Below are 22,634 nucleotides of genomic sequence, written 5' to 3' on the forward strand. Positions count from 1 at the left end.
TCAAGCAATCGGCAAGTTTCAACTATTCCGCACCGCCGAGGGCGCCGGCGCGGGCGGCACCGCGCGGGGGCCCGGCACCGGCTCCGCGCCCTCCGCCGTGCCCCCGCCGCCGAGCGCCCGGGCGACCGCCGCGTCCAGGTCCAGCAGGGTGCCGGCCTCGTAGCACTCCTCGTACTCTTGGGCGCTCAGCCCGGCCAGGGCCCGCTCCGCGCACTCCTGGTGCGGGCCGAAGAAGTTCCGCGAGCCCAGGAACGGGTTGCCGACCGCGCGCCAGATCCGGTGCGCGGCCCCCTGGAGCACCCGCGCCTCGCGCAGGTCGCCCGGCTCGCCCGGGCGGCTCGGCTCGGTCTCCAGCAGCGCCAGCAGGTCGATGCCCAGCACGATGCCGAGCAGGTCGCGGAAGAGGTGGTTCAGCCGCACGCACTCCCGGGCCAGCATCCGGGCGGGCTGGACCGCGCCGTCCAGCCAGTGCGAGTACGCCATCGCGTAGAGCACGTACCCGTAGGCCCACTGCTCGCCGTGCTCCTCGCACAGCTCGCGGGCCTGGCCGAACCAGAGCTCGCCGCTGTCCAGGTCGCCCTGGAACAGGTAGGCCAGGCCCAGCTCCAGCATGGCCATCACCACGTTGCTGTTGAGCTCGCCGATGGTCCGGTAGTGCCAGAGCGCCTCCTCGAACAGCTCGGCGGCCCGGTCGGGGTCGTCGCCGACCAGGGCGACGCAGCCCTGGCGGTGGACGGCATGGGCCAGGGCCCGGTCGTCGCCGGTGTTCAGGGCCTGGCGGCGGCACTCCTCCAGCGCCGGGCGGGCGAAGCCGAGGTCGCCCTGGAGGGTGGCCGTGTAGCCGGTCACCCAGAGCGCCTTGGCCCGGGCCTCGGTGGGCTCGCGGTCCAGGGCGAGCGCCCGGTCCAGCCAGTGCCGGCCCTCGCCGAGGTGGCCGCAGCCGATCCAGTAGAACCAGAGGGTGCCGGCCAGCAGCAGGGCGATCTGCTCCTCGCCGGGCTCGGCGAGGCAGAACTCCAGCGCCGCGCGGAGGTTGCCGTGGGCCAGCTGGGTGCGCTCGGCGGTCTCCGCCTGCCGGGGGCCGAACCACTCGACCTCGCCCCAGGTGGCGACGCCCAGGTACCAGTCCCGGTGGCGGCGCAGCAGCCGCGGCTCCTCGCCTGCGGCCCGCAGCCACTGGCCGCCGTACTCGCGCAGGGTGTCCAACAGCCGGAAGCGCACGCCGAAGGCGCTGTCCTCGCGCAGCACCACGGACTTGGCGACCAGCTCGTCGAGCAGGTCGAGCACCTCTTCGGCCTCGATGCCCTCGCCGGCGCAGACGTACTCGGCGGCCTCCAGGTCGAAACCGCCGGCGAAGACCGACAGGCGGGCCCAGAGTAAACGTTCCTGCACGGTGCAGAGCTCATGGCTCCAACCGATCGTCGTGCGCAGCGCCCGGTGCCGGGGCAGAGCCGTCCGGGAGCCGCCGGTGAGCAGCCGGAAGCGGTCGTCCAGCCGGGCGGTGACCTGCTCCACCGACAGCGCGCGGAGCCGGCCGGCGGCCAGCTCCATGGCCAGCGGGATGCCGTCCAGCCGGCGGCAGAGCAGCGCGACCGCCTCCGCGTTGTCCTCCGTCACCTCGAAGGACGGCAGCACCGCCCGGGCCCGGTCGGCGAACAGCCGCACCGCGTCCGGCAGCGCGCCCGACCGCACCGGGCCGGCGGGCGCCGGGCCGACCGGCAGCGGCGCGAGGGTCAGCAGGTGCTCGCCCGAGGCCCGCAGCGCGGTGCGGCTGGTGGTCAGCAGCCGCAGCTCGGGCAGCGCCCGCAGCAGCGCGTCGGCCAGCTCGGCGCAGGCCTCCACCAGGTGCTCGCAACCGTCCAGCACCAGCAGCAGGCGCCGGCCGTCCAGCCGGTCGGTCAGGACGTCCAGCGGCGGACGGGCGCCGCCGTCGGTGAGCCGCAGCGCCTCCAGGACGGCGTGGCCGAGCAGCAGCCGGTCCTGCACGGGGGCCACGTCCACCAGCCAGGTGCCGTCCGGGAACGCGTCGGCCGCCCGGGCCGCCGCGCGCAGCGCCAGCCGGCTCTTGCCCACGCCGCCGGGCCCGGTGACCGTCACCAGCCGGGCCGTGGCCAGCAGGCCGGCCAGCTCGGCCAGCTCGCCCCGCCGCCCGACGAAGCCGGTCAGCTCGGCCGGCAGCCGGCCGGGCTCCGGCTCGGGCGGCCCCGCCTCGGGCTCCCCGGGCTCCGCTCTCCAGTCCCCGGCCAAGGGCTGCTCCCCGTGCTCCAGGCCGGACCGTCGCGGTCCGGACGTGCGTCGGGCCGTACGGGCGACGGCCTGCCAGGCAGAACGAGGTGACCGGCCGGTAGGTTACGCGCGCCGATCGCACACCCGACCGGATCGCCGGGGAGAGAACCCGGTCCGGAAACCGGGCGTCGGCGCGATAGGGTTCCCTCTGAAGAGCTGCAAGGCGAGGGAGCGCGCAAAGGTGTCCGTGGGAGAGCTGGCCGGATTGCTCGTCGCCGTCTTCTGGGCGGTCCTGGTCACCCTGCTCGCCGTGGTGCTGGTCCGCCTCTCCCGGGTCCTCAAGGAGGCCGCCGTCCTGGTCTCCGCCGTCACCGAGCAGGCCGTCCCGCTGCTGACCGACGCGGGCGCCGCGGTGCGCAGCGCCAACGAGCAGCTGGAGCGGGTGGACGAGATCACCGCCAACGTGCAGGACGCCGCCGCCAACGCCAACGCGCTCTCCTCCACCGTGGCCGCCACCCTGGGCGGACCGCTGGTGAAGGTCGCGGCGTTCAGCTACGGCGTGCGCAAGGCCGTCGCCCGGCAGCAGGGCGGCGTGCCGCCGGTGCCCTCGCAGGCCGGCGAGCGCGAGGAGCTGGCCCGGCTGATCCGGGCCGAGGTCCGCGCCGCGACGGCGCCCAGGAGCGGACTGTTCTCCCGGGTCCGGCGCGCGGTGAGGGGCTGACGGCATGGTGCGACGCATCTTCTGGATGGCGGTCGGCGCCGGCGCCACCGTCTGGGCCATGAACAAGGCCAACGAGGCCGTGCACCGGCTGACCCCGGACAGCCTCTCCGGCACCGCCGCCCGCGGTGCGCTGCACCTGGGCGACCTGGCCAAGCAGTTCGCCCAGGACGTGAGGGCCGGCATGGCCGAGCGCGAGGAGCAGCTGAAGGACGACCTCGGGCTGCACGGCACCGCCGTGGTGGAGCCCCGCGGCGACCGCCGGGTCCTGCGCGGCGAGCCGCAGTACCGAGCTATCTCGGCGGTGCCCGGTAGCCCGGCCGCCGCCCTGCCTCCGTCCCGCAGCGCCCGTACCACCCCCCAGACCACTGAAGAAACGCCCCGCCGCGCCCTGCCGCCGCGGGGCGGCACCCCGAACCGGAAGGACCACTAATGGAGTCGGCTGAGATCCGCCGCCGCTGGCTGCGCTTCTTCGAGGAGCGCGGCCACACCGTCGTTCCGTCGGCGTCCCTGGTCGCCGACGACCCCACCCTGCTGCTCGTCAACGCCGGCATGGTGCCGTTCAAGCCCTACTTCCTGGGCGAGGTCAAGCCGCAGTTCTCGCGCGCCACCAGCGTCCAGAAGTGCGTGCGCACCCTGGACATCGAGGAGGTCGGGAAGACCACCCGGCACGGCTCCTTCTTCCAGATGTGCGGCAACTTCTCCTTCGGCGACTACTTCAAGGAAGGAGCCATCAAGTTCGCCTGGGAGCTGCTCACCACTCCCGTCGCGGACGGCGGCTACGGCCTGGAGAAGGAGAAGCTCTGGATCACCGTCTACAAGGACGACGACGAGGCCGAGCAGATCTGGCGTGACGTCATCGGCGTGCCCTCGGAGCGCATCCAGCGCCTCGGCATGAAGGACAACTTCTGGTCGATGGGCGTCCCCGGCCCGTGCGGCCCGTGCTCGGAGATCAACTACGACCGCGGCCCCGCGTACGGCGAGGAGGGCGGCCCGGCCGTCAACGGCGAGCGCTACCTGGAGATCTGGAACCTGGTCTTCATGCAGTACGAGCGCGGCCACGGCGACGGCAAGGACGGTTTCGAGATCCTCGGCGACCTGCCGAGCCGGAACATCGACACCGGCCTCGGCCTGGAGCGCCTCGCCGCCATCCTGCAGGGCGTCGACAACCTCTTCGAGATCGACACCAGCCGGATGATCCTCGACCGCGCCGCCGAGCTCACCGGCCACACCTACGGTGCCGACCACAAGGCGGACGTCTCGCTGCGCGTGGTCACCGACCACATCCGCACCGCGCTGATGCTGATCGGCGACGGCGTCACCCCCGGCAACGAGGGCCGCGGCTACGTGCTGCGCCGCATCCTGCGCCGCGCCATCCGCAACATGCGCCTGCTGGGCGCCACCGGCGTGGTGGCCAAGGACCTCACCGACATCGCCATCAAGGCGATGGCCCCGCAGTACCCGGAGCTGGAGAGCGACCGCAAGCGCATCGAGACGGTCGTCGTCGGCGAGGAGGCGGCCTTCCTCCAGACCCTGAAGGCCGGCACCAACCTGCTGGACGCCGCGGTCACCGAGACCAAGCAGTCCGGCGGCGCGGTGCTCTCCGGCGACCAGGCGTTCAAGCTGCACGACACCTACGGCTTCCCGATCGACCTGACCCTGGAGATGGCCGAGGAGCAGGGCCTCCAGGTGGACGAGGCCGGCTTCCGCCGCCTGATGCAGGAGCAGCGGGACCGCGCCAAGGCCGACGCCAAGGCCAAGAAGATGGGCCACGCCGACGTCGCCGCGTACCGCGAGGTCGCCGACACGTCCGGTGCCAGCGTCTTCACCGGCTACTCGCTCACCGAGGGCGAGGCCACCGTGGTCGGCCTGCTGGTGGACGGCGTCCCGGCGCCGGCCGCCTCCGAGGGCGACGAGGTCGAGATCATCCTCGACCGCACCCCGTTCTACGCCGAGGGCGGCGGCCAGCTCGCCGACCAGGGCCGGATCCGGCTGGAGTCCGGCGCGGTGGTGGAGATCCGCGACGTGCAGCAGCCCGTCCCGGGCGTCATCGTGCACTCCGGCGGGGTGCTGTTCGGCGAGGTCGTGCTGGGCGCCTCGGCGTACGCCACGATCGACACCGAGCGCCGCCGGGCGATCGCCCGCGCCCACTCGGCCACCCACCTGACCCACCAGGCGCTGCGCGACGCGCTCGGCCCGACGGCCGCCCAGGCCGGCTCCGAGAACGCCCCCGGCCGCTTCCGCTTCGACTTCGGCTCGCCCGCCGCCGTTCCCGGCAGCGTGCTGGTCGACGTCGAGCAGAAGATCAACGACGTGCTGACCCGCGAGCTGGAGGTCACCGCCGAGGTCATGACGATGGACCAGGCCCGCAAGGCCGGCGCCATCGCGATGTTCGGCGAGAAGTACGGCGACGAGGTCCGGGTCGTCACCATCGGCGACTTCTCCAAGGAGCTGTGCGGCGGCACCCACGTCGGCAACACCGCCCAGCTGGGCCTGGTGAAGCTGCTCGGCGAGTCCTCGATCGGCTCCGGCGTGCGCCGCGTCGAGGCGCTGGTCGGCAGCGACGCCTACCGGTTCCTGGCCCGTGAGCACACCGTGGTCGCCCAGCTCACCGAGCTGGTCAAGGGCCGCCCGGAGGAGCTGCCGGAGAAGATCTCGGGCATGCTCGCCAAGCTCAAGGACGCCGAGAAGGAGATCGAGCGCTTCCGCGCCGAGAAGGTGCTGGCCGCCGCGGCGGGCCTGGCCGACTCGGCCGAGGACGTGCACGGCATCGCCGTGGTCGCCGCGCAGGTCGCCGACGGCGTGGGCGCGGACGAGCTGCGCAAGCTGGTCCTGGACGTGCGCGGCCGCCTCGGCTCGCGCCCGGCCGTGGTCGCCGCCTTCACCGTGGCGAACGACCGCCCGCTGACCGTGATCGCCACCAACGAGGACGCCCGCGGCCGCGGCATCAAGGCCGGCGAGCTGGTCCGGACCGCCGCCAAGACCCTCGGCGGCGGCGGTGGCGGCAAGGACGACGTCGCCCAGGGCGGCGGCTCCAACCCGGCCGCGGTCGGCGAGGCCATCGCCGCGGTGCTCGGCCTGGTCGCGGAGCGCGCCAGCTGATGGAGCTCGAGGAGAGGCCCTTCCGACGGGGGCGGCGGATCGCCGTCGACGTCGGGGACGCCCGGATCGGGGTCGCGTCCTGCGACCCCGACGGGGTGCTCGCCACGCCCGTGGAGACCGTCCCGGCCGGGGTGAAGTCGCAGGCCAGGATCGCCGCCATCGTCGAGGAGTACGACGCGATGGAGGTGATCGTCGGGCTGCCGCGTTCGCTCAGCGGCAAGGAGGGCCCGGCGGCGGAGAAGGTCCGGGCGTACGCGACCCGGCTGGCGAACCGGCTCTACCCGGTGCCGGTGCGGCTGGTGGACGAGCGGATGTCGACCGTCACCGCGACCCACGGGCTGCGCGCCTCGGGGGTCAAGGCGAAGAAGGGCCGCTCGGTGGTCGACCAGGCCGCCGCGGTGGTGATCCTGCAGACCGCCCTTGAGTCCGAACGGGTGAGCGGGCGCCCGCCCGGTGAGAGCGTCGAGGCGGTCGGCTGACCGGTCTGATCTAACGTCCCGTTGAGGGGTCCGTGCGGACGCGTCCGCACGGACCCCTTTTCGTTCGCTTCCTTGTCTGTTTTGGATCGATTCATGTCGATCCGGATCGATCTGGGACCGCCGAAGGGGGCGCGAGCCATGACCGACCAGGACTTCCACCCGGGTCTCACGCCCGGGCATCTGGGCGCACCGGTGCCGGAACCGGAGGGCCGTCCGCCGGGTGCGCCCCGTCCGCGCTTCGATGCGCCCGATCCGCACCGACGGCGCAACGGGCTGGCCTGCGGGCTCACCGCGCTCGCGCTGATCGCGGTGTTCGGCGGGGTCGGGCTGACCGGGTACACCTGGATCCAGGCGCAGCGCAAACCCCCGGCCGCCGCCGACTTCGCCGGGCAGGGCACCGGCAGCGTGCAGGTCTCGGTGCCGGAGGGCGCCGGCCTCTCCCAGATCGCCTCCGCGCTGGTCCGCAACGGCGTGGTGGCCAGCTCGCTCGCCTTCACCCGGGCCGCGAAGGGCAGTGCGGCGGCGGCCGGGCGGATCCAGCCCGGGACGTACACGCTGAAGCAGCGGATGTCGGCCGCGGCGGCGCTGGCGGTCCTGATCGACCCGGCCAACGCCAACGGCCTGACCATCCCCGAGGGCTGGCGCGGCTACCAGATCTACGCGGCCATCGACAAGAAGCTGAACCTGCCCGCGGGCACCGCCCAGAAGACCGCCCAGGACCAGGGCGCCGAACTCGGCCTGCCGGACTTCGCCAACGGCAGCCCGGAGGGCTACCTGTTCCCGGCGACGTACAGCGTCACCGAGGGCACCACCGCCTTCGACCTGCTGAAGCAGATGGTGGACCGGGCCGGCCGGGAGTTCGGCCGGGACGACGCCACCGTGGTCGCGCAGAACCTCGGGCAGAGCGTGTACGGGCTGATCACCGTGGCCAGCATGGTCCAGGGCGAGGCAGACAACACCGAGGACATGGGCAAGGTGGCCCGGGTGATCTACAACCGGCTGGCCAAGGGCATGCCCCTGCAGCTGGACTCCACCATCAACTACGCGCTCGGCCGCTCGACCCTGAACACCTCGGTGACCGACACCAGGCTGGACTCCCCGTACAACACCTACCTGCACGCCGGGCTGCCGCCGAGCCCGATCTCCAACCCCGGGCGGCAGGCGATCATGGCCGCGCTGGACCCGACGCCGGGGGACTGGCTGTACTTCGTCACCGTGAAGCCGGGGGACACCCGCTTCACCGACAGCTTCGACGTCCAGCAACGCAACGTGGCGGAGTTCAACGCCAACCGGGCGGCGGCCAAGCCGAGCGGCCCGGCGTCGGGCGCGCCCTCCGACCCGGCGGCGACGGCCCCGGGGGCCCCGGGCGGGGCCGGTGCGCCTTCCGCTCCCGGTGCGGGGACGCCGTAACGGAGTTGTGTGCCGTCGGTGAGATCGCTCACTGACGGTGCGTCCGCCCGGCCGGGGGTAAGGCTGCGGTACGGTAACGTCTCCCTCCAGGCGCTGCGCTAGCACGCCGGTTCGAGAATCAGCCGGGACCGCGTCGTCCCGGACGGCCGGTTTGATCCTCCGGTCGTCACCGTCGGTTAAGGGGATCAATGACCGATCTGGGCGGGGGCTACAACCCCCAGGGCGAGCCGTGGCACCCCGGTGATCCCGGGTACGACGGCCGGCAGCCGGTCCCCGGCCAGCAGGACGGCCAGTGGCAGCAGCAGTACCCGCAGCAGGGCCAGCAGGTCCAGCAGCAGTACGGGGACGTGCAGCAGGGGTACGCGCAGCAGCAGATGGCGCCGCAGATGCAGCAGCAGATGATGGCGCAGCAGGGCTACCAGCAGCAGGCCCCCCAGCAGCAGATGCCGCAGCAGGGCTACCCGGGCGGTCAGCAGGGCTACCAGCAGCAGATGGCGCAGCAGCAGGCGCCGGTGCAGCAGCAGGGCTACCCCCAGCAGGGGTACGTGCCGCAGCAGCCGCAACCGCAGCAGCCGATGCAGCAGGGGTACGCGCAGCAGCAGCTGCCCCAGCAGCAGGCGCCGGTGCAGCAGCAGGGTTACCAGCAGCAGGCTCCGCAGCAGGTCCAGCCCCAGCAGGTCCAGGCACAGCAGCCCCTCCAGCAGCAGCCCCCGCAGCAGCCGGCCCCCGAGCAGCAGGCTCCGCAGCGGCAGGTGCCGAGACGCCGGGCCAAGCCGCAGCCGGCCCCGGAGCCGGTGCCGGCCTCCGGCCCCGGCCCCGGCCCGGACGGGATCGACTGGGAGGCCGAGGCCGCCGCGCTGGAGGCCGGCGCCGACCCGGTCGGCGCCGCGCGCGAGGGCGGGACGGACGAGTGGGACGGCCACGCGGACGGCGGCCGCCACGAGGACGACGGGTACCCCGACGAGCACGCCGAGGCCGGGGAGGCCGGCTTCCTCGGCGAGCAGGACGACTCCCGCGAGGCCCAGAAGAAGCGCAAGGAGAAGGGCAAGAAGTCGGGCCGCCGCAACGGCGGCGCCTGCCTGCTGGTCGCCGCGGTGCTGCTCGGCGCCGTCGGCGGGGCCGGCTGGTGGGGCTACGGCTTCTACCAGGACCACTTCGGCCCGGCGCCGGACTTCACCGGCGAGGGCACCGGCACCGTCCAGGTCGAGGTCAAGAAGGGCGCGGTCGGCGGGCAGATCGGCCTGGCGCTGAAGAACGCCGGCGTGGTCAAGAGCGTCGACGCGTTCAACACGGCCTGCAAGGCCGAGCCCAAGTGCGGCACCATCCAGTACGGCTTCTACGGGATGAAGAAGGAGATGCCGGCCGCGGCCGCGCTCAAGGAGCTGCTCGCCCAGGCGGGCGGCGCGGCGATCGTCGTACCGGAGGGCAAGAACTCCACCGAGATCTACACCCTCATCGACACCAAGCTGAAGCTGCCGCCGGGCACCACGGCGGGCGTCGCCAAGGCGCAGGTCAACGACCTCGGCCTGCCGCCGTACGCGAACGGCAACATCGAGGGCTTCCTCTGGCCGACCCGCTACAACATCGCCGAGGGCATGAAGCCCGAGGACCTGCTCAAGCAGATGGTGAAGAACGCCACCGAGAAGTACGCCGGCCTGGACGCCCAGGCGGCCTCGGTGGGGCTGAAGACCGGCTACGAGGTGCTCATCGAGGCGAGCATCCTCCAGCGCGAGGGCAACAACCCGGAAGACTTCGCCAAGATGGCCAAGACCATCCAGAACCGGCTGGCCGCCGGCGGCGAGATCAACCACCGGCTCGGCATGGACACCACGCTCCAGTACTCGCTGGGCCGCAAGGACCTCGACAAGAAGGACATGGACGACGCGAACAACAAGTACAACACCTACGTGAACCAGGGCCTGCCGCCCGGTCCGATCTCCAACCCCGGCGACGAGGCGCTCAACGCGACGCTGCACCCGGCGGACGGAAAGTGGCTGTACTTCATCGCGATGTCCCCGACCCAGACCCGGTTCGCCGAGACGAGCAAGGAGCACTACGCCAACGTCAAGGAGTACTGCCAGTCGGCCGGGCAGGGCTTCGACGAGGCGCGCGGCCACTGCACCACCAAGAAGTAGCCGCACCACCAGGAAGTGGCCGCGGCACCAGGAAGCAGCCGCGGCCGGACGACAGTTCGCCAGTTCGCGGAGAGAAGCGTTGACCAGCAAGCACCGGGCGGCCGTTCTCGGCTCGCCGATCGCCCACTCGCTCTCGCCGGACCTGCACCGGGCCGCCTTCGCGGCGCTCGGGCTGGACGGCTGGCGCTACGACGGCTTCGAGGTCGACGAGGCCGGGCTGCCCGGGTTCGTCGCCGCGCTGGACGAGGCCGAGTGGGCCGGGCTGTCGCTCACCATGCCGCTGAAGCGGGCGGTCATCCCGCTGCTCGACGAGGTCAGCGCGACGGCCCGCTCGGTGGACGCGGTGAACACCGTGGTGTTCACCGCCGACGGCCGGCGCACCGGGGACAACACCGACGTCCCCGGGCTGGTCAACGCGCTGCGCGAGCGCGGGATCACCGAGGTGCCCGAGGCGGCCGTCCTGGGCGCCGGGGCCACCGCCTCCTCGGCACTGGCCGCGCTCGCCCAGATCTGCACCGGCGAGGTGACGGTCTACGTGCGCAGCGCCGAGCGGGCCCGGGAGATGGCCGAGCTGGGCGAGCGGCTGGGCGTGGCCGTCCGCACCGCCGACTGGGAGCTCGGGGCGCAGGCGCTGGCCCGGCCGCTGACGATCTCCACCACGCCGGTCGGCGCGACCGACGTCTTCGCCGAGGCGCTGCCCGCCGAGCCGGGCGCGCTGTTCGACGTGCTGTACCACCCGTGGCCGACGGCGCTGGCCGCCGCCTGCGCCGGGCGCGGGGCGACCGTCCTGGGCGGGCTGGACCTGCTGGTGCACCAGGCGGTGCTGCAGAACGAGGCCTTCACCGGGCGGACGCCCGGGCCGCTGGCGGCGATGCGCGAGGCGGGGGAGAAGGCGCTCGCCGGGCACTGAGCCCGGCCCCGGCGGACTCGGGCGGGCCCGGTCCCACGGCCGGGTGCCCGCCCGCCGTCCGGTTTCCCGGGCGGTTCCCGGCCGGATCGTGGCCGGTTGCTGTCCGTCACGCGGACTGTGCCCCCGGGTGCCGCTGGGGCATGAAAGGATTCAGGTACAAAAGGCACGCCCGGGGCGGGCCCCGGCGGTGCCGTGGTCCGGTCCGCTGATGAAGGAGCTCCGTTGGGTACGTTGCGCTGGCTGACGGCGGGGGAGTCGCACGGCCCCGCACTCGTCGCGACGCTGGAAGGCCTGCCCGCCGGTGTACCGGTCACCACCGACGTGGTGGCCGACGCGCTGGCGCGCCGCCGGCTCGGTTACGGCCGCGGGGCGCGGATGAAGTTCGAGCAGGACGAGGTGACCTTCCTCGGCGGCGTCCGGCACGGTCTGACCATGGGCAGCCCGGTCGCGATCATGGTCGGCAACACCGAGTGGCCGAAGTGGGAGCAGGTCATGTCGGCCGACCCGGTCGACCCCGAGGTCCTGGCGGGCCTGGCCCGCAACGAGGCGCTCACCCGCCCCCGGCCCGGCCACGCCGACCTGGCCGGCATGCAGAAGTACTCGATCGACGAGGCCCGGCCGATCCTGGAGCGCGCCAGCGCCCGCGAGACGGCCGCCCGGGTCGCGCTGGGCGCCGTCGCCCGCGCCTACCTCCGCGAGGTGGCCGGGATCGAGATCGTCAGCCACGTGGTCGAGCTGGCCGCCGCCAAGGCGCCGGCCGGCGTGGTGCCGCTGCCCTCGGACGAGGCCAAGCTGGACGCCGACCCGGTGCGCTGCCTGGACGCCGACGCCTCGAAGGCGATGGTCGCCGAGATCGACCAGGCCCACAAGGACGGCGACACCCTCGGCGGCGTGGTCGAGGTGCTGGCGTACGGCGTGCCGGTGGGCCTCGGCTCGCACGTGCACTGGGACCGCCGGCTGGACGCGCGGCTGGCCGCCGCGCTGATGGGCATCCAGGCGATCAAGGGCGTCGAGGTCGGCGACGGCTTCGACCTGGCCCGGGTGCCGGGCTCCCAGGCCCACGACGAGATCGTCCCGACCGCCGAGGGCGTCAAGCGCACCTCCGGCCGCTCCGGCGGCACCGAGGGCGGCCTGTCCACCGGCGAGCTGCTGCGGGTGCGCGCCGCGATGAAGCCGATCGCCACCGTGCCGCGGGCGCTCCAGACCCTGGACGTGCGCACCGGCGAGCCGGCCAAGGCGCACCACCAGCGCTCGGACGTCTGCGCGGTCCCGGCCGCGGGCATCGTCGCCGAGGCGATGGTCGCGCTGGTGCTGGCGGACGCGGTGAACGAGAAGTTCGGCGGCGACAACGTCTCCGAGACCCGCCGCAACGTGCAGGGCTACCTCGACAACCTGATCATCCGATGACGAACCCCGTTGTCGTGCTGGTCGGCCCGCCCGGCAGTGGCAAGTCCACCGTCGGGCGGATGCTGGCCGAGCGCCTGGGCGTCGGCTTCCGGGACACCGACGCCGACGTCGAGGCGACGGCCGGCAAGCCCATCCCGGAGATCTTCATCGACGAGGGCGAGCCGCACTTCCGCGCGCTGGAGGCGGCCGCCGTGCGCGCGGCCGCCGAGGGGCACGACGGGGTCCTGGCGCTCGGCGGCGGCGCGGTGATGGCCGAGGCCACCCGCGCGCTGCTGCACGAGCTGCCGGTGGTCTTCCTGGAGGTCCCGCTCGCCGACGCGGTCAAGCGGGTCGGCCTGGACGCCCCGCGCCCGCTGCTGGCCGTCAACCCGCGGGCCCGCTGGCGCGAGCTGATGGAGGCCCGCCGCCCCCTCTACCTGGAGGTGGCCACCGCCGTGGTCGACACCGCCGGGCGCACCCCGGAACAGGTCGCGGACGCCGTACTGGAAGCACTGGAGCTGAAGACCCCCCATGACTGACACCACCGTCAGGATCCACGTCGGCGGCAGCGCCGGCCACGACCCGTACGACGTGCTGATCGGGCACCAGCTGCTCGGTGAGCTGTCTCCGCTGATCGGGACCCGCGCCAAGCGGGTGGCGCTCATCCACCCGGAGGCGCTCGCCGCCACCGCCGACGCGATCCGCGAGGACCTGCTCGGCGAGGGCTACGAGGCCATCGTGCTCCAGGTGCCCAACGCCGAGGACGCCAAGAGCGTCGAGGTCGCCGCGTACTGCTGGTCGGTGCTCGGGCAGACCGGCTTCACCCGCAGCGACGTCATCGTCGGCCTCGGCGGCGGTGCCACCACCGACCTGGCCGGCTTCGTCGCCGCGACCTGGCTGCGCGGGGTGCGCTGGATCTCCATGCCCACCACGCTGCTCGGCATGGTCGACGCGGCCGTCGGCGGCAAGACCGGCATCAACATCGCCGAGGGCAAGAACATGGTCGGCGCCTTCCACCCGCCGGTGGGCGTGCTGGCCGACCTCGACACCCTGGAGACGGTGCCCAAGCACGACTACGTCTCCGGCCTCGCCGAGGTCATCAAGTGCGGCTTCATCGCCGACCCGGCCATCCTCGACCTGATCGAGGCCGACCCCGAGGGCGCCAAGACCCCGTCCGGCCCGCACACCGTCGAGCTGATCCGCCGCGCCATCCAGGTCAAGGCCGACGTGGTCTCCGGGGACCTCAAGGAGTCCGGCCGCCGCGAGATCCTCAACTACGGCCACACCCTCGGCCACGCCATCGAGCGCAACGAGCGGTACAAGTGGCGGCACGGCGCCGCGATCTCCATCGGCATGGTCTTCGCCGCCGAACTCGGCCGCCTGGCCGGGCGGTTGGACGACGAGACGGCCGACCGGCACCGCACCGTGCTGGCCTCGGTCGGCCTGCCGCTGAGCTACCGGGCGGACGCCTGGCCGAAGCTGCTGGACGCGATGAAGATCGACAAGAAGTCGCGCGGCGACCTGATCCGCTTCATCGTGCTGGACGGCCTCGGCAAGACCTCCGTACTGGAGGGCCCCGACCCGTCGCTGCTGGTCGCCGCGTACGCGGAGGTCTCGGCGTGACCAGGGTGATGGTGCTCAACGGCCCCAACCTGGGCCGGCTGGGCAGCCGCGAGCCGGACGTCTACGGCGCCACCTCGTACGCCGGGCTGGTCGAGCGCTGCACCGCGCTGGGCAAGGAGTTCGGCTTCGAGGTCGAGGTGCACGAGACCAACTCCGAGCAGCAGATGGTGGAGTGGCTGCACGAGGCGGCCGACGGGCAGGTGCCGGTGGTGATCAACCCCGGTGCGTTCACCCACTACTCGTACGCGATGCGGGACGCCGCGGCCCAGCGCACCGCGCCGCTGATCGAGGTGCACATCTCCAACCCGTACGCCCGGGAGACCTTCCGGCACACCTCGGTGATCGCCGCGGTGGCCTCCGGCACCATCGCCGGTTTCGGGCTCGGCTCCTACGAGCTGGCGCTGCGCGCGCTGGCCGAGCGGCTCACCACCCGCTGAGGGTACGGGCGGTGGCCCGGCGGCGGACTGTGCCCGCTGCCGGGCCGCCGTGTAGTGTCCCCGCTGAGAAGTGTCGGGAGGTGCCGTGACGCAGTACACCGGAGGCGGGCAGGTCCCGCCGCGTCCCGTCGCCCCGCCGGTGCCGCCGGGGGGCGGAACGCGGGGGACGTCGTCGGGGGCGCAGCCGCTCTCCCCGCAGCCTCCGCCGTCCCCGCCGCCGGGCCGGCCGGCGCCGGCGGCGCCCGTCACTCCCGGGCCGACCGGCCCCGGGCCCGCCGCCCACCCCGTTCCCGCCCACCCGGCCCCGGCCCCCGCGGCCGTACCCGTGCCGAGCGCGCCGCCCGTACCCGCCGGGGGCACCGGGCACTTCCTGCTGCCGTCCGGCGCACCCGTCCAACTGCCCGCCCACCCGCCGCGGCAGCACGCGGCCACCGGGCCGATAGCCGTCCTGCTGATCGGACCGGCCGGGGCCGGCAAGACCACCGTCGCCCGCCACTGGGCCGAGCGGCGGCCCACCCCGACCGCGCACATCAGCCTGGACGACGTCCGCGAGTGGGTGCAGGCGGGCTTCGCCAACCCGCAGTCCGGCTGGAACAACGCCTCCGAGGCGCAGTACCGGCTGGCCCGCCGCACCTGCGGCTTCGCCTGCCGCAACTACCTGGCCAACGGCATCTCCTGCATCATCGACGACGCCGTCTTCCCGGACCGCCCGGCGATCGGCCTCGGCGGCTGGAAGCGGCACATCGGCCCCGGCATGATCCCGGTCGTGCTGCTGCCCAGCCTGGACTCGGTGCTGCACCGCAACGCCCGGCGCAGCGGCAACCGCCGGCTCGGGGACGAGGAGGTGGCCCGCATCCACGGGCGGATGGCCGGCTGGTACAACTCCGGGCTGCCGATCATCGACAACTCCGCCCTGGACGTCGCCGGGACGGCCGCCGAGCTGGACCGCGTCATCCTGGCCCGGCTGATGGGCGTCCCGGTCCGCTGACCCGCCGCGGCACGGGGCTGTCGGTGCCGGCTGCGATGATGGACGGGTCCAGTCGCCGAGCCCGGAGGAGCCGACGCCCGTGCCCGAAGGCCACATCATCCACCGCCTCGCCACCGAGAACCGCGAGGCCTTCGGCGGCCGCCCGGTGCGGGTCTCCAGCCCGCAGGGCCGGTTCGCCGACGAGGCCAAGGTGATCGACGGGCAGCTGCTCACCGGTGCGGAGGCCACCGGCAAGCACCTCTTCCTCGGCTTCGAGGAGGGCGCCTGGGTGCACGTCCACCTCGGCCTCTACGGCGGCTTCACCTTCGGCACCGGCCCGGCGCCCGCGCCGGTCGGGCTGGTCCGGCTGCGGCTGGAGAACGAGGACGGCTACGCCGACCTGCGCGGGCCCAACACCTGCGCGCTCGTCACGGACGACCAGAAGGCCGCCGTCGCCGCCCGGCTCGGCCCCGACCCGCTGCGCGCCGACGCCGACCCGGAGGCCGCCTGGCGCCGGATATCGGGCAGTCGGACGACCGTCGCGGCGCTGCTGATGGACCAGAAGGTGCTGGCCGGGGTGGGCAACGTCTACCGGGCCGAGGTGCTGTTCCGCCACGGCATCGACCCGCACCGGGCCGGGCGCGACCTCACCCGCCGGGAGTGGGACGCGATCTGGGCCGACCTGGTCGCCCTGATGCGCGAGGGCGTCACCGCGGGCCGGATCGACACCGTCCGCCCCGAGCACACCCCCGAGGCGATGGGCCGCCCGCCCCGGGTGGACGACCACGGCGGCGAGGTGTACGTCTACCGGCGGGCCGCCATGCCCTGCCTGGTCTGCGGCACCGACGTGCGGACGGAGGAGCACGCCGCCCGCAACCTCTTCTGGTGCCCCGCCTGCCAGGCGGCGTGACCGGCCCCGGCCGGGACGCGCAACGCCCCCGTGTCGTGGAGAGCCCTTCTGACCTGCGACGATGGACAGGTGCCCGCCGAGCGGCGGGCACCTGTCCGCACGGCCACGTGTGAACGTGGAAGGGAAGGAAGTCCCATGATCTTCATTACGGTCAAGTTCGCGGTCCGCCCCGAGCGCGCCGACGAGTGGCTCGACCTGGTCGACGGTTTCACCCAGGCCACCCGCAGCGAGCCCGGCAACCTCTTCTTCGAGTGGTCCCGCAGCGTCGACAACGCCAACGAGTTCGTCCTGGTCGAGGCGTTCCGCGACGGCGACGCCGGCAAGGAGCACGTGGAGTCCGCGCACTTCACCAAGGCCATGGACGAGATGTCGTACGCCGTGGCCGCCAAGCCGCAGATCGTCTCGATCGAGATCCCCGGCATGGACGGCTGGGGCGAGATGGGCGAGATCACCCCCCGGTGACACCCGAGCGCCCCTCCGGCCGGGTGCCCAGCCCGTAGGCTGGGGCCCGGGCGGCCGGAGGGAGCAGGCGGATGGAGCGGCACGAGGTGGCCAACACCGTGTCAGGCGCCACGGTGGGCGGCCATGTGGTGCAGGCCGGGAGCATCGGGTCGGTGCACCTCCACCAGCCGCCGACGGTGCCGACGCCCCGTCAGGTACGCGCGCCGCACGGCCCGTTCGTCAACCGTGAACCGGAGTTCGCCGCACTGGCCGGCGCGCTGGACCGGGTCGAGGAGGGCGGACTCGGGGTCGTGGTGTTCACCGGCCTCGGCGGGGTCGGGAAGACCGAGCTGATCGCCAAGTTCACCGAGCGCCACCGGGAGCGCTTCCCCGGCGGGGACCTCTACGCCGACCTGAAGGCCTACCGGCACCAGGGCGGGGTGGACCTCCCTGGGCTGCTGGCCGGCTTCCTGCGCGCCCTGGGCGCCGAGCCCCCGGCCGTGGAGGCCGAGCGGTTCACGGCCTTCCGCACCGCCACCGCCGGGCGCCGGTGCCTGTTCTTCCTGGACAACGTCGAGCACGCCGCGGAGGTCCGGGCGCTGCTCCCCGCCTGCGGGCTGGTGGTGGTCGCGAGCCGGCGGCGGCTGCCCGCGCTGCGGATGGACGGCGCCGAGGTGCGCCGACTCGGGCCGCTGAGCGCGGCGGCGGGCGCCGAACTGGTACGGGGCTGGGTGGGCTCCGGGCGGGGAACCGACGGGGAACTGGCCGAACTGGTCGAGCTGTGCGGCGGGTTGCCGCTCGCGCTGAACGCGGTCGGGAGCCAGCTGCTGGACCGGGACAGCCTGCCGGTCGGCCGGGTGGTGGCCGAACTGCACGACCGGGAGGGCAGGTTGGCGATGCTGGAGGACGAGGAGAGCGATCTCGGCGCGACGTACGACCTGGTCCACGAGCGGCTGTCGGCGCCGGGCCGGGCGCTCTACCAGCTGATCGGCGTGCACCCCGGCCCCTTCGTGTCCGCCGAACTGGCGCGGGCGGTCGGCGTCGAGCGCGCCGAGCAGGCGGTCAGGGAGCTGCGTGGCGTCCACGTGCTCGACGAGGTGGTGGACGACGACGGCGAGGACCGATTCCGGGCCCACGACGTGGTGCGGTTGCACGCCTACGGCCGGACGCGGGAGCTGCCCGACCGCGCCGGGCTCCTCGCCGGCGTCGTGGCGTACTTCCGGGGCCGTGCCTCGCTCGCCGACCGGACGATGGGCAGGGACCGGCTCCGGCTGCAGGACCCGAGCGGCGACGACCTGCCCGGCTTCGCCTCCGACGCCGCGGCCCTGGAGTGGCTGTACGCCGAACGCGCCGACTTCCGCGCGGTGGTGGAGGAGGCGGCCGCGCAGGGGTGGCACGGCGAGGTGTGGCGGCTCTGCGAGTCGCTCTGGCCGCTGTACCACGGCCGCAAGCTCTACGACGACTGGATCGCCACCCACCGGCTCGGCATCGAGTCGGCCCAGTGGGACAACCAGCCGGCCGCCGTGGTCAAGATGCGCAACCAGCTCGCCCGCGCCCACCAGGAGCGCAAGGAGTACCGGCTCGCCGCCGAGCAGTTGGCGCTCGCCACGGAGCTGGTCCCGCTGCTGACGAACCGCCGGGTGGTCGGGGTGCTCTACGAGACCGACGGCCTGCTCTGCCTGGCCGACGGCCGCCCGGGCGACGCGGTGGAGCGCTTCATCCTGGCCCTGGCGGAGAACCGGGGCGACGACCACGGCGAGATCGTCCAGAGCTACAACCTGGCGCAGGCGCTGATCGCCGACGGCCGTCCGGAGGAGGCGCTGACCCTGCTGGCCGAGGCCACCGCCCGGGCCGGGCGGACGCGGGACAACGACATGCTGATGAAGCTGCCGCTGGTCCGGGCCCGGGCCCACCGGGCGCTCGGGCAGCTGGACCTCGCCGTCGTCCACGCGGACGACTGCGCCCGGCAGGCCAAGGAGCGGAACCAGTACGCGAAGGAGGCGCAGGCCCACACCCTGCTCGTCACCCTCGCCGAGGAGCTGGACGACGCGGAGCTGGCGGAGCGCAGCCGCGAGCGGCTGCGGCAGCTGGCGGGCTGAGGGGCGGTCCGGGCCGAGGGGCGGTCCGTAGCGGGCGGGCGGGGTCAGGGCCCGGTACGGAAGGACACCCGGGTGCGGTCCCCGCCGGTGCGGACGGTGAGTCCGTGCTCCGGGAGGCCGGCCGGGTCGCCGCCGTCGGCGAGCCAGCAGGCCACGGCGGAGCCGAGCAGCAGCGGGTCGACGGCGGGGTCGGGGCGGCCCCAGTCCGGTTCGGCGCGGGCCTCCAGCAGTCGGCCGCCGTGCAGCCGGAGCAGGTGGCGGGCCGGGCCGAGGGCGGCCACCGCGACGGCGAGGCCGGGCAGTTCGGCGGCGGTGTCGGCGAGCCAGCGGGTGGCGGGGCGTTCGGCGTGCGCCTCGGTGCGGGCGATCACCTCGGCCGTGTAGCGCAGGGCGTCGCCCGGGTGCTCGTCGGTGAGGGCGTGGAAGCCGCGCGGGGTGTGGTCGTCCGGGTGGAAGGGGTAGCGCCGCAGGCTCACCTCGGTCCCCTCGGTGCTGCCCTCGACGTCGTACGCGGTGGGCCACTCGGCGGCCCCGGGGCAGGGGACGGGCCTGGGGTAGGGCGGCAGGGCCGGTTCGTCCCCGGGCTCGTCCAGGCCGTCCAGGAAGGAGTAGAGCAGCGGGCGCAGCAGCCGGGCGGATTCGCCGCGGTGGGCGAGTGAGCGGTCGGTGATCTCGCGCAGGCCGGCCGGGGCCTCGGCGAGGGCCCGTTCGAGCTGGGCGGCGAGGTCCCCGTCCGGGTCGAGGACGGGGGCGGCCTGGCCGAAGGCGTAGCTGGGGGAGCGCGGGTCGAGTTCGGCGGCGCCGGTGGCGACGAGCATGGTGCGGTGTTCCAGGGCGGCGCCGTAGACGGTGACCGAGCCGTGGTCGCCGATCACGCAGTCGGCGGCGACGAGCGCGGCCTGCCAGCCCTGGTGGGGCGGGATCAGGCGCAGGCCCATCCGGCGGGCGTCGTCGAGCAGCGCCCCGGGGGCGTGGCGGCTCCACACGTTGGGGTGCAGCACGACGGCCACCGTGTACTCGTCGGCGGGCAGTTGGCGGACGAGCCGCCGGGGCAGGTCGGGGTGGCGGCCGAATAACGAGTGCTCGCTCCAGGTGGAGCTGACGACGACGAGCCGTCGGCCGCCGACGGCGCCGAGCGCGGCGCGGTAGCCGTCCCGGGAGCGCCGGCTGGCGAGCATCCGGTCGAAGCACGGGTCGCCGACCACCCGGGCGACGTCCAGGGCCTCGGGGCAGGAGGTCCGCAGCCGGTCCAGCTGTTCGGGGTGGGAGAGCCCGAGGACGTCCACGAACACCCGCCCGCGGTGGGTGAGTTCGTTGCGGGACAGGCCGGCGGCGCTGACCGTGTCGCCGGTGGACTCGGTGACCAGGCGGTTGTAGCCGGCGCCGTGCGGCAGGACGACGAGGCGGGCGTCCAGGCGGTGCATGGAGGAGTGGACGGCGCAGGCGACGGCCAGGTCGAAGCGGTGGCGGACGGCGTCGTCCCAGTCCAGCACGGTGAAGCCGGACAGGCCGTGCAGGTACTCGTCCAGGGCGCGGTCGGCGAAGACGGAACCGGGGTTGACGGTGAAGTACCACTCGATGCCGTGCGGGCTCAGCAGGGAGAGGACGTCCAGCACCCGGGTGGCCGAGGTGAGGGTGCGGGCGACCGCCAGCACGCGGGCCTTGACCGGGTCGGTGTTCCAGCGGTCGGCGGGCCAGGCATGGGGGTGGGACGGCACATCATGATCGTACTGGCCGGGGCCGTTCACGGCGCGCCTTCCCGAGCGGGAGTCAGCGGCCCGGGCGGGAGTCGGCGGACCGAGCGGGAGTCGGCAGGTCGGGCAGGCGTCGGCGGGAGGGGTCAGCCCACTGCCGCGCTGGGCTCGTGGTGCTCGGCGGCGGCGCACTCGTCGAGGAGGGGGCGCATGGCCTCGTCCACGAGCCGGTAGCGCACCACTCGTCCGTCCCGGTCGCCGGTGACCACGCCGGCCGTGCGGAGCAGCCGCAGGGCCTGGGAGACGGCGGGGTCGCGCATGCCGGTGGCCACCGCGAGGTCGCTGACGGCGAGCGGGCCGGCCCGGTGGAGGGCGAGCAGCAGGGCGAGCCGTCCGGGGTCGGCGAGCAGGGAGAACCGCTCGGCCCAGGACCGGACGTGCGCGGGGTCGCCGATCGCGGCGATGGCCTCGCAGACCCGGTGCCCGTCGATGGTGCGGTGGCCCGCGCGGTCGGCCGGTACGAGATGCATGCGGACATTCTTGCAGGCGGTCGCCTGTGATCCTGGACACCTGCGCAGGTGCGCAGCCTTGCACGGGTCGGGGCGCGGCCCCTACGGTGTTCCCCGCCGTGGTGCTCGGGAAGACCGGTGACGGACCCTCAGGGGTCCCAGCCCGGAGCGGCCCTCGCCACTGTGATCGGGTCGTTCCTCCGCCCGCGGAGGAACGTCGTCCGTGCCCACGGAGCCACTGGGTGCCTCGCGCACCTGGGAAGGCGGGCACGGGTATCCCGTCAGCCAGGAGACCGGCCACGGCATCTCACGAGGTTTTCCACGAGGTGCTGGAGCGTGATCCGCAGATGACCCTGCCCGAAACCGTTGCCGCCGGCGCGAAGCCGGCCCCTTCCGTGCTGCCCAGCTTCAGATGGCGGCGCGAGGACACCGTCCGTACGGCCGGGCTGATGGCGGTGATCGTGGCCATGCACGTGGTGGCCTTCGGCACGCTGATCTTCCTGGTCGCGCCCGAGCGGTACGCGGTCGGTACCCAGGTCTTCGGGGTGGGCCTCGGCATCACCGCGTACACCCTCGGCATGCGGCACGCCTTCGACGCCGACCACATCGCGGTGATCGACAACACCACCCGCAAGCTGATGGCGGACGGCAAGCGGCCGGTCTCGGTGGGCTTCTGGTTCGCCCTCGGGCACTCCTCGATGGTGGTGCTGATGGCCGCCCTGGTGGCGGGCGGCGCGCAGCTGGCGAACACGCTGATGGACGACGAGTCGGCCACCCACAAGTGGCTGGGCGTGATCGGGACGACCACCTCCGGCGTGTTCCTCTACCTGATCGGCGCGCTCAACCTGGCGGCGCTGCTCGGCATCCTCAGGGTGTTCCGCTCGATGCGGGCCGGGAAGTTCGACGAGAAGGAGCTGGAGGCGCACCTCGACTCGCGCGGCTTCATGGCCCGGGTGCTGAACCGGGCGACCCGTTCGATCACCCGGCCGGGGCAGATGTTCCCGGTGGGCATGGTGCTGGGCCTGGGCTTCGACACCGCGACCGAGGTCACCCTGATGGTGATGGCCGGCTCGGGCGCGGCCTCCGGGCTGCCCTGGTACGCGATCGTCTGCCTGCCGCTGCTGTTCGCGGCGGGGATGAGCCTGTTCGACACCCTGGACGGGACGTTCATGAACTTCGCGTACCAGTGGGCCTTCGCCAACCCGGTCCGGAAGGTGTACTACAACCTGACCATCACGGGTCTGTCGATCGCGGTGGCCTTCATCATCGGCACCATCGAGCTGGTCGGGGTGCTGCACGAGAAGCTCGACCTGACCGACCCGGTCACCGGGTTCGTCGCGGACATCTCGCTGGACAACGTGGGCTACGCCATCGCCGGGCTGTTCGTGGTGGTCTGGGCGATCGCGATCGGGTACTGGAAGCTCGCCCGGGTCGAGCAGCGCTGGACGCCCGAGGGCTCCTGAGCCGAGCGGCCCGGCCGCGAACGGCGCCTCCCCGAGTCCGGGGGGGCGCCCGTCGCGCGTCCGGGGGGAGCGCTCCGCGCCGGAGTGGACGGGTGGGCCCCCGGCCGGGGGGGACGTGCGCAGGG

General features: G+C 73.8%; 19 protein-coding genes and 1 riboswitch. Of the genes, 16 read left to right on the top strand and 3 right to left on the bottom strand.

Features of this window, described 5'->3' with window-relative positions:
- Positions 1-18 precede the first annotated feature (18 nt).
- Complete coding sequence (locus ACFCY1_RS31470; RefSeq protein ID WP_375876758.1) at positions 19-2,247, bottom strand: regulator; 2,229 nt, start codon at positions 2,245-2,247, stop codon at positions 19-21.
- A 220-nt stretch (positions 2,248-2,467) separates the two neighbouring features.
- Between ACFCY1_RS31470 and ACFCY1_RS31475 the strand changes: the two genes are divergently transcribed.
- From ACFCY1_RS31475 to ACFCY1_RS31545, 15 genes are all read left to right on the top strand, one after another.
- Complete coding sequence (locus ACFCY1_RS31475; protein ID WP_049653994.1) at positions 2,468-2,947, top strand: DUF948 domain-containing protein; 480 nt, start codon at positions 2,468-2,470, stop codon at positions 2,945-2,947.
- Positions 2,948-2,951: 4 nt separating this feature from the next.
- Complete coding sequence (locus ACFCY1_RS31480; protein ID WP_375876759.1) at positions 2,952-3,377, top strand: DUF6167 family protein; 426 nt, start codon at positions 2,952-2,954, stop codon at positions 3,375-3,377.
- Positions 3,377-6,046 carry an alanine--tRNA ligase gene (gene alaS, locus ACFCY1_RS31485; RefSeq protein WP_049653992.1) on the top strand — a complete coding sequence of 890 codons (2,670 nt, stop codon included), beginning with the start codon at positions 3,377-3,379 and terminating at the stop codon, positions 6,044-6,046. The genes ACFCY1_RS31480 and alaS overlap by 1 nt, the downstream gene beginning before the upstream one ends.
- Entirely contained in the window at positions 6,046-6,525 is a 480-nt protein-coding gene (ruvX, locus tag ACFCY1_RS31490) for a Holliday junction resolvase RuvX (protein WP_049653990.1), read from the top strand. The genes alaS and ruvX overlap by 1 nt, the downstream gene beginning before the upstream one ends.
- 138 nt (positions 6,526-6,663) lie before the next feature.
- Positions 6,664-7,935 carry an endolytic transglycosylase MltG gene (mltG, locus tag ACFCY1_RS31495; protein WP_375876760.1) on the top strand — a complete coding sequence of 424 codons (1,272 nt, stop codon included), beginning with the start codon at positions 6,664-6,666 and terminating at the stop codon, positions 7,933-7,935.
- Between the two features lie 188 nt (positions 7,936-8,123).
- On the top strand, positions 8,124-10,070 hold the full coding sequence (gene mltG / locus ACFCY1_RS31500) for an endolytic transglycosylase MltG (protein ID WP_375876761.1): 1,947 nt from the start codon (positions 8,124-8,126) through the stop codon (positions 10,068-10,070).
- A 79-nt stretch (positions 10,071-10,149) separates the two neighbouring features.
- Positions 10,150-10,980 (top strand): shikimate dehydrogenase, encoded by an 831-nt coding sequence (locus ACFCY1_RS31505; protein WP_074002383.1) that lies wholly within the window; start codon positions 10,150-10,152, stop codon positions 10,978-10,980.
- A 222-nt stretch (positions 10,981-11,202) separates the two neighbouring features.
- Positions 11,203-12,387 (top strand): chorismate synthase, encoded by a 1,185-nt coding sequence (gene aroC, locus ACFCY1_RS31510; protein WP_117487152.1) that lies wholly within the window; start codon positions 11,203-11,205, stop codon positions 12,385-12,387.
- A complete protein-coding gene (locus tag ACFCY1_RS31515; protein ID WP_049653982.1) occupies positions 12,384-12,905 on the top strand; it encodes a shikimate kinase in 522 nt (173 codons plus the stop codon). The genes aroC and ACFCY1_RS31515 overlap by 4 nt, the downstream gene beginning before the upstream one ends.
- The gene (gene aroB, locus ACFCY1_RS31520) at positions 12,898-13,989 is read left to right on the top strand and encodes a 3-dehydroquinate synthase (protein WP_049653979.1); all 1,092 of its coding nucleotides are present in this window, start codon (positions 12,898-12,900) and stop codon (positions 13,987-13,989) included. Before ACFCY1_RS31515 ends, aroB begins: the two co-directional genes overlap by 8 nt.
- 8 nt (positions 13,990-13,997) lie before the next feature.
- Positions 13,998-14,426 carry a type II 3-dehydroquinate dehydratase gene (gene aroQ, locus ACFCY1_RS31525; protein ID WP_049653999.1) on the top strand — a complete coding sequence of 143 codons (429 nt, stop codon included), beginning with the start codon at positions 13,998-14,000 and terminating at the stop codon, positions 14,424-14,426.
- 85 nt (positions 14,427-14,511) lie between these two features.
- Positions 14,512-15,414: an AAA family ATPase gene (locus ACFCY1_RS31530; RefSeq protein ID WP_375876762.1), complete on the top strand. Its 903-nt coding sequence runs from the start codon at positions 14,512-14,514 to the stop codon at positions 15,412-15,414.
- 79 nt (positions 15,415-15,493) lie between these two features.
- The gene (locus ACFCY1_RS31535; protein ID WP_049656544.1) at positions 15,494-16,303 is read left to right on the top strand and encodes an Fpg/Nei family DNA glycosylase; all 810 of its coding nucleotides are present in this window, start codon (positions 15,494-15,496) and stop codon (positions 16,301-16,303) included.
- Between the two features lie 135 nt (positions 16,304-16,438).
- A complete protein-coding gene (locus ACFCY1_RS31540) occupies positions 16,439-16,765 on the top strand; it encodes a putative quinol monooxygenase (RefSeq protein WP_074002386.1) in 327 nt (108 codons plus the stop codon).
- A gap of 71 nt (positions 16,766-16,836) precedes the next feature.
- The gene (locus tag ACFCY1_RS31545; RefSeq protein ID WP_375876763.1) at positions 16,837-18,843 is read left to right on the top strand and encodes an AAA family ATPase; all 2,007 of its coding nucleotides are present in this window, start codon (positions 16,837-16,839) and stop codon (positions 18,841-18,843) included.
- Between the two features lie 44 nt (positions 18,844-18,887).
- On the opposite strand, the gene ACFCY1_RS31550 is transcribed toward ACFCY1_RS31545, so the two are convergent.
- Both ACFCY1_RS31550 and ACFCY1_RS31555 read right to left on the bottom strand, forming a co-directional pair.
- Positions 18,888-20,561, bottom strand: coding sequence for a hypothetical protein (locus tag ACFCY1_RS31550; protein WP_375876764.1), 1,674 nt, complete (start codon positions 20,559-20,561; stop codon positions 18,888-18,890).
- Between the two features lie 122 nt (positions 20,562-20,683).
- Positions 20,684-21,067, bottom strand: coding sequence for a metalloregulator ArsR/SmtB family transcription factor (locus ACFCY1_RS31555; RefSeq protein ID WP_049656554.1), 384 nt, complete (start codon positions 21,065-21,067; stop codon positions 20,684-20,686).
- An 82-nt stretch (positions 21,068-21,149) separates the two neighbouring features.
- Positions 21,150-21,363, top strand: a riboswitch (cobalamin riboswitch).
- A gap of 30 nt (positions 21,364-21,393) precedes the next feature.
- On the opposite strand from ACFCY1_RS31555, the gene ACFCY1_RS31560 reads away from it, so the two are divergent.
- Positions 21,394-22,509: a HoxN/HupN/NixA family nickel/cobalt transporter gene (locus tag ACFCY1_RS31560; RefSeq protein WP_049656561.1), complete on the top strand. Its 1,116-nt coding sequence runs from the start codon at positions 21,394-21,396 to the stop codon at positions 22,507-22,509.
- The last annotated feature ends 125 nt before the right edge of the window (positions 22,510-22,634 follow it).

It is taken from the genome of Kitasatospora sp. NPDC056273 (assembly GCF_042268845.1).
Classification (GTDB): Bacteria; Actinomycetota; Actinomycetes; order Streptomycetales; family Streptomycetaceae; genus Kitasatospora.

Coding starts and splice junctions, on each gene's coding strand:
- ACFCY1_RS31515 (WP_049653982.1), top strand. CDS start 12,384: ATGACGAACCCCGTTGTCGTGCTGGTCGGCCCGCCCGGCAGTGGCAAG.
- ACFCY1_RS31545 (WP_375876763.1), top strand. CDS start 16,837: ATGGAGCGGCACGAGGTGGCCAACACCGTGTCAGGCGCCACGGTGGGC.
- mltG (WP_375876760.1), top strand. CDS start 6,664: ATGACCGACCAGGACTTCCACCCGGGTCTCACGCCCGGGCATCTGGGC.
- mltG (WP_375876761.1), top strand. CDS start 8,124: ATGACCGATCTGGGCGGGGGCTACAACCCCCAGGGCGAGCCGTGGCAC.
- aroQ (WP_049653999.1), top strand. CDS start 13,998: ATGGTGCTCAACGGCCCCAACCTGGGCCGGCTGGGCAGCCGCGAGCCG.
- aroB (WP_049653979.1), top strand. CDS start 12,898: ATGACTGACACCACCGTCAGGATCCACGTCGGCGGCAGCGCCGGCCAC.
- ACFCY1_RS31540 (WP_074002386.1), top strand. CDS start 16,439: ATGATCTTCATTACGGTCAAGTTCGCGGTCCGCCCCGAGCGCGCCGAC.
- ACFCY1_RS31555 (WP_049656554.1), bottom strand. CDS start 21,067: ATGCATCTCGTACCGGCCGACCGCGCGGGCCACCGCACCATCGACGGG.
- ruvX (WP_049653990.1), top strand. CDS start 6,046: ATGGAGCTCGAGGAGAGGCCCTTCCGACGGGGGCGGCGGATCGCCGTC.
- ACFCY1_RS31560 (WP_049656561.1), top strand. CDS start 21,394: ATGACCCTGCCCGAAACCGTTGCCGCCGGCGCGAAGCCGGCCCCTTCC.
- alaS (WP_049653992.1), top strand. CDS start 3,377: ATGGAGTCGGCTGAGATCCGCCGCCGCTGGCTGCGCTTCTTCGAGGAG.
- ACFCY1_RS31480 (WP_375876759.1), top strand. CDS start 2,952: ATGGTGCGACGCATCTTCTGGATGGCGGTCGGCGCCGGCGCCACCGTC.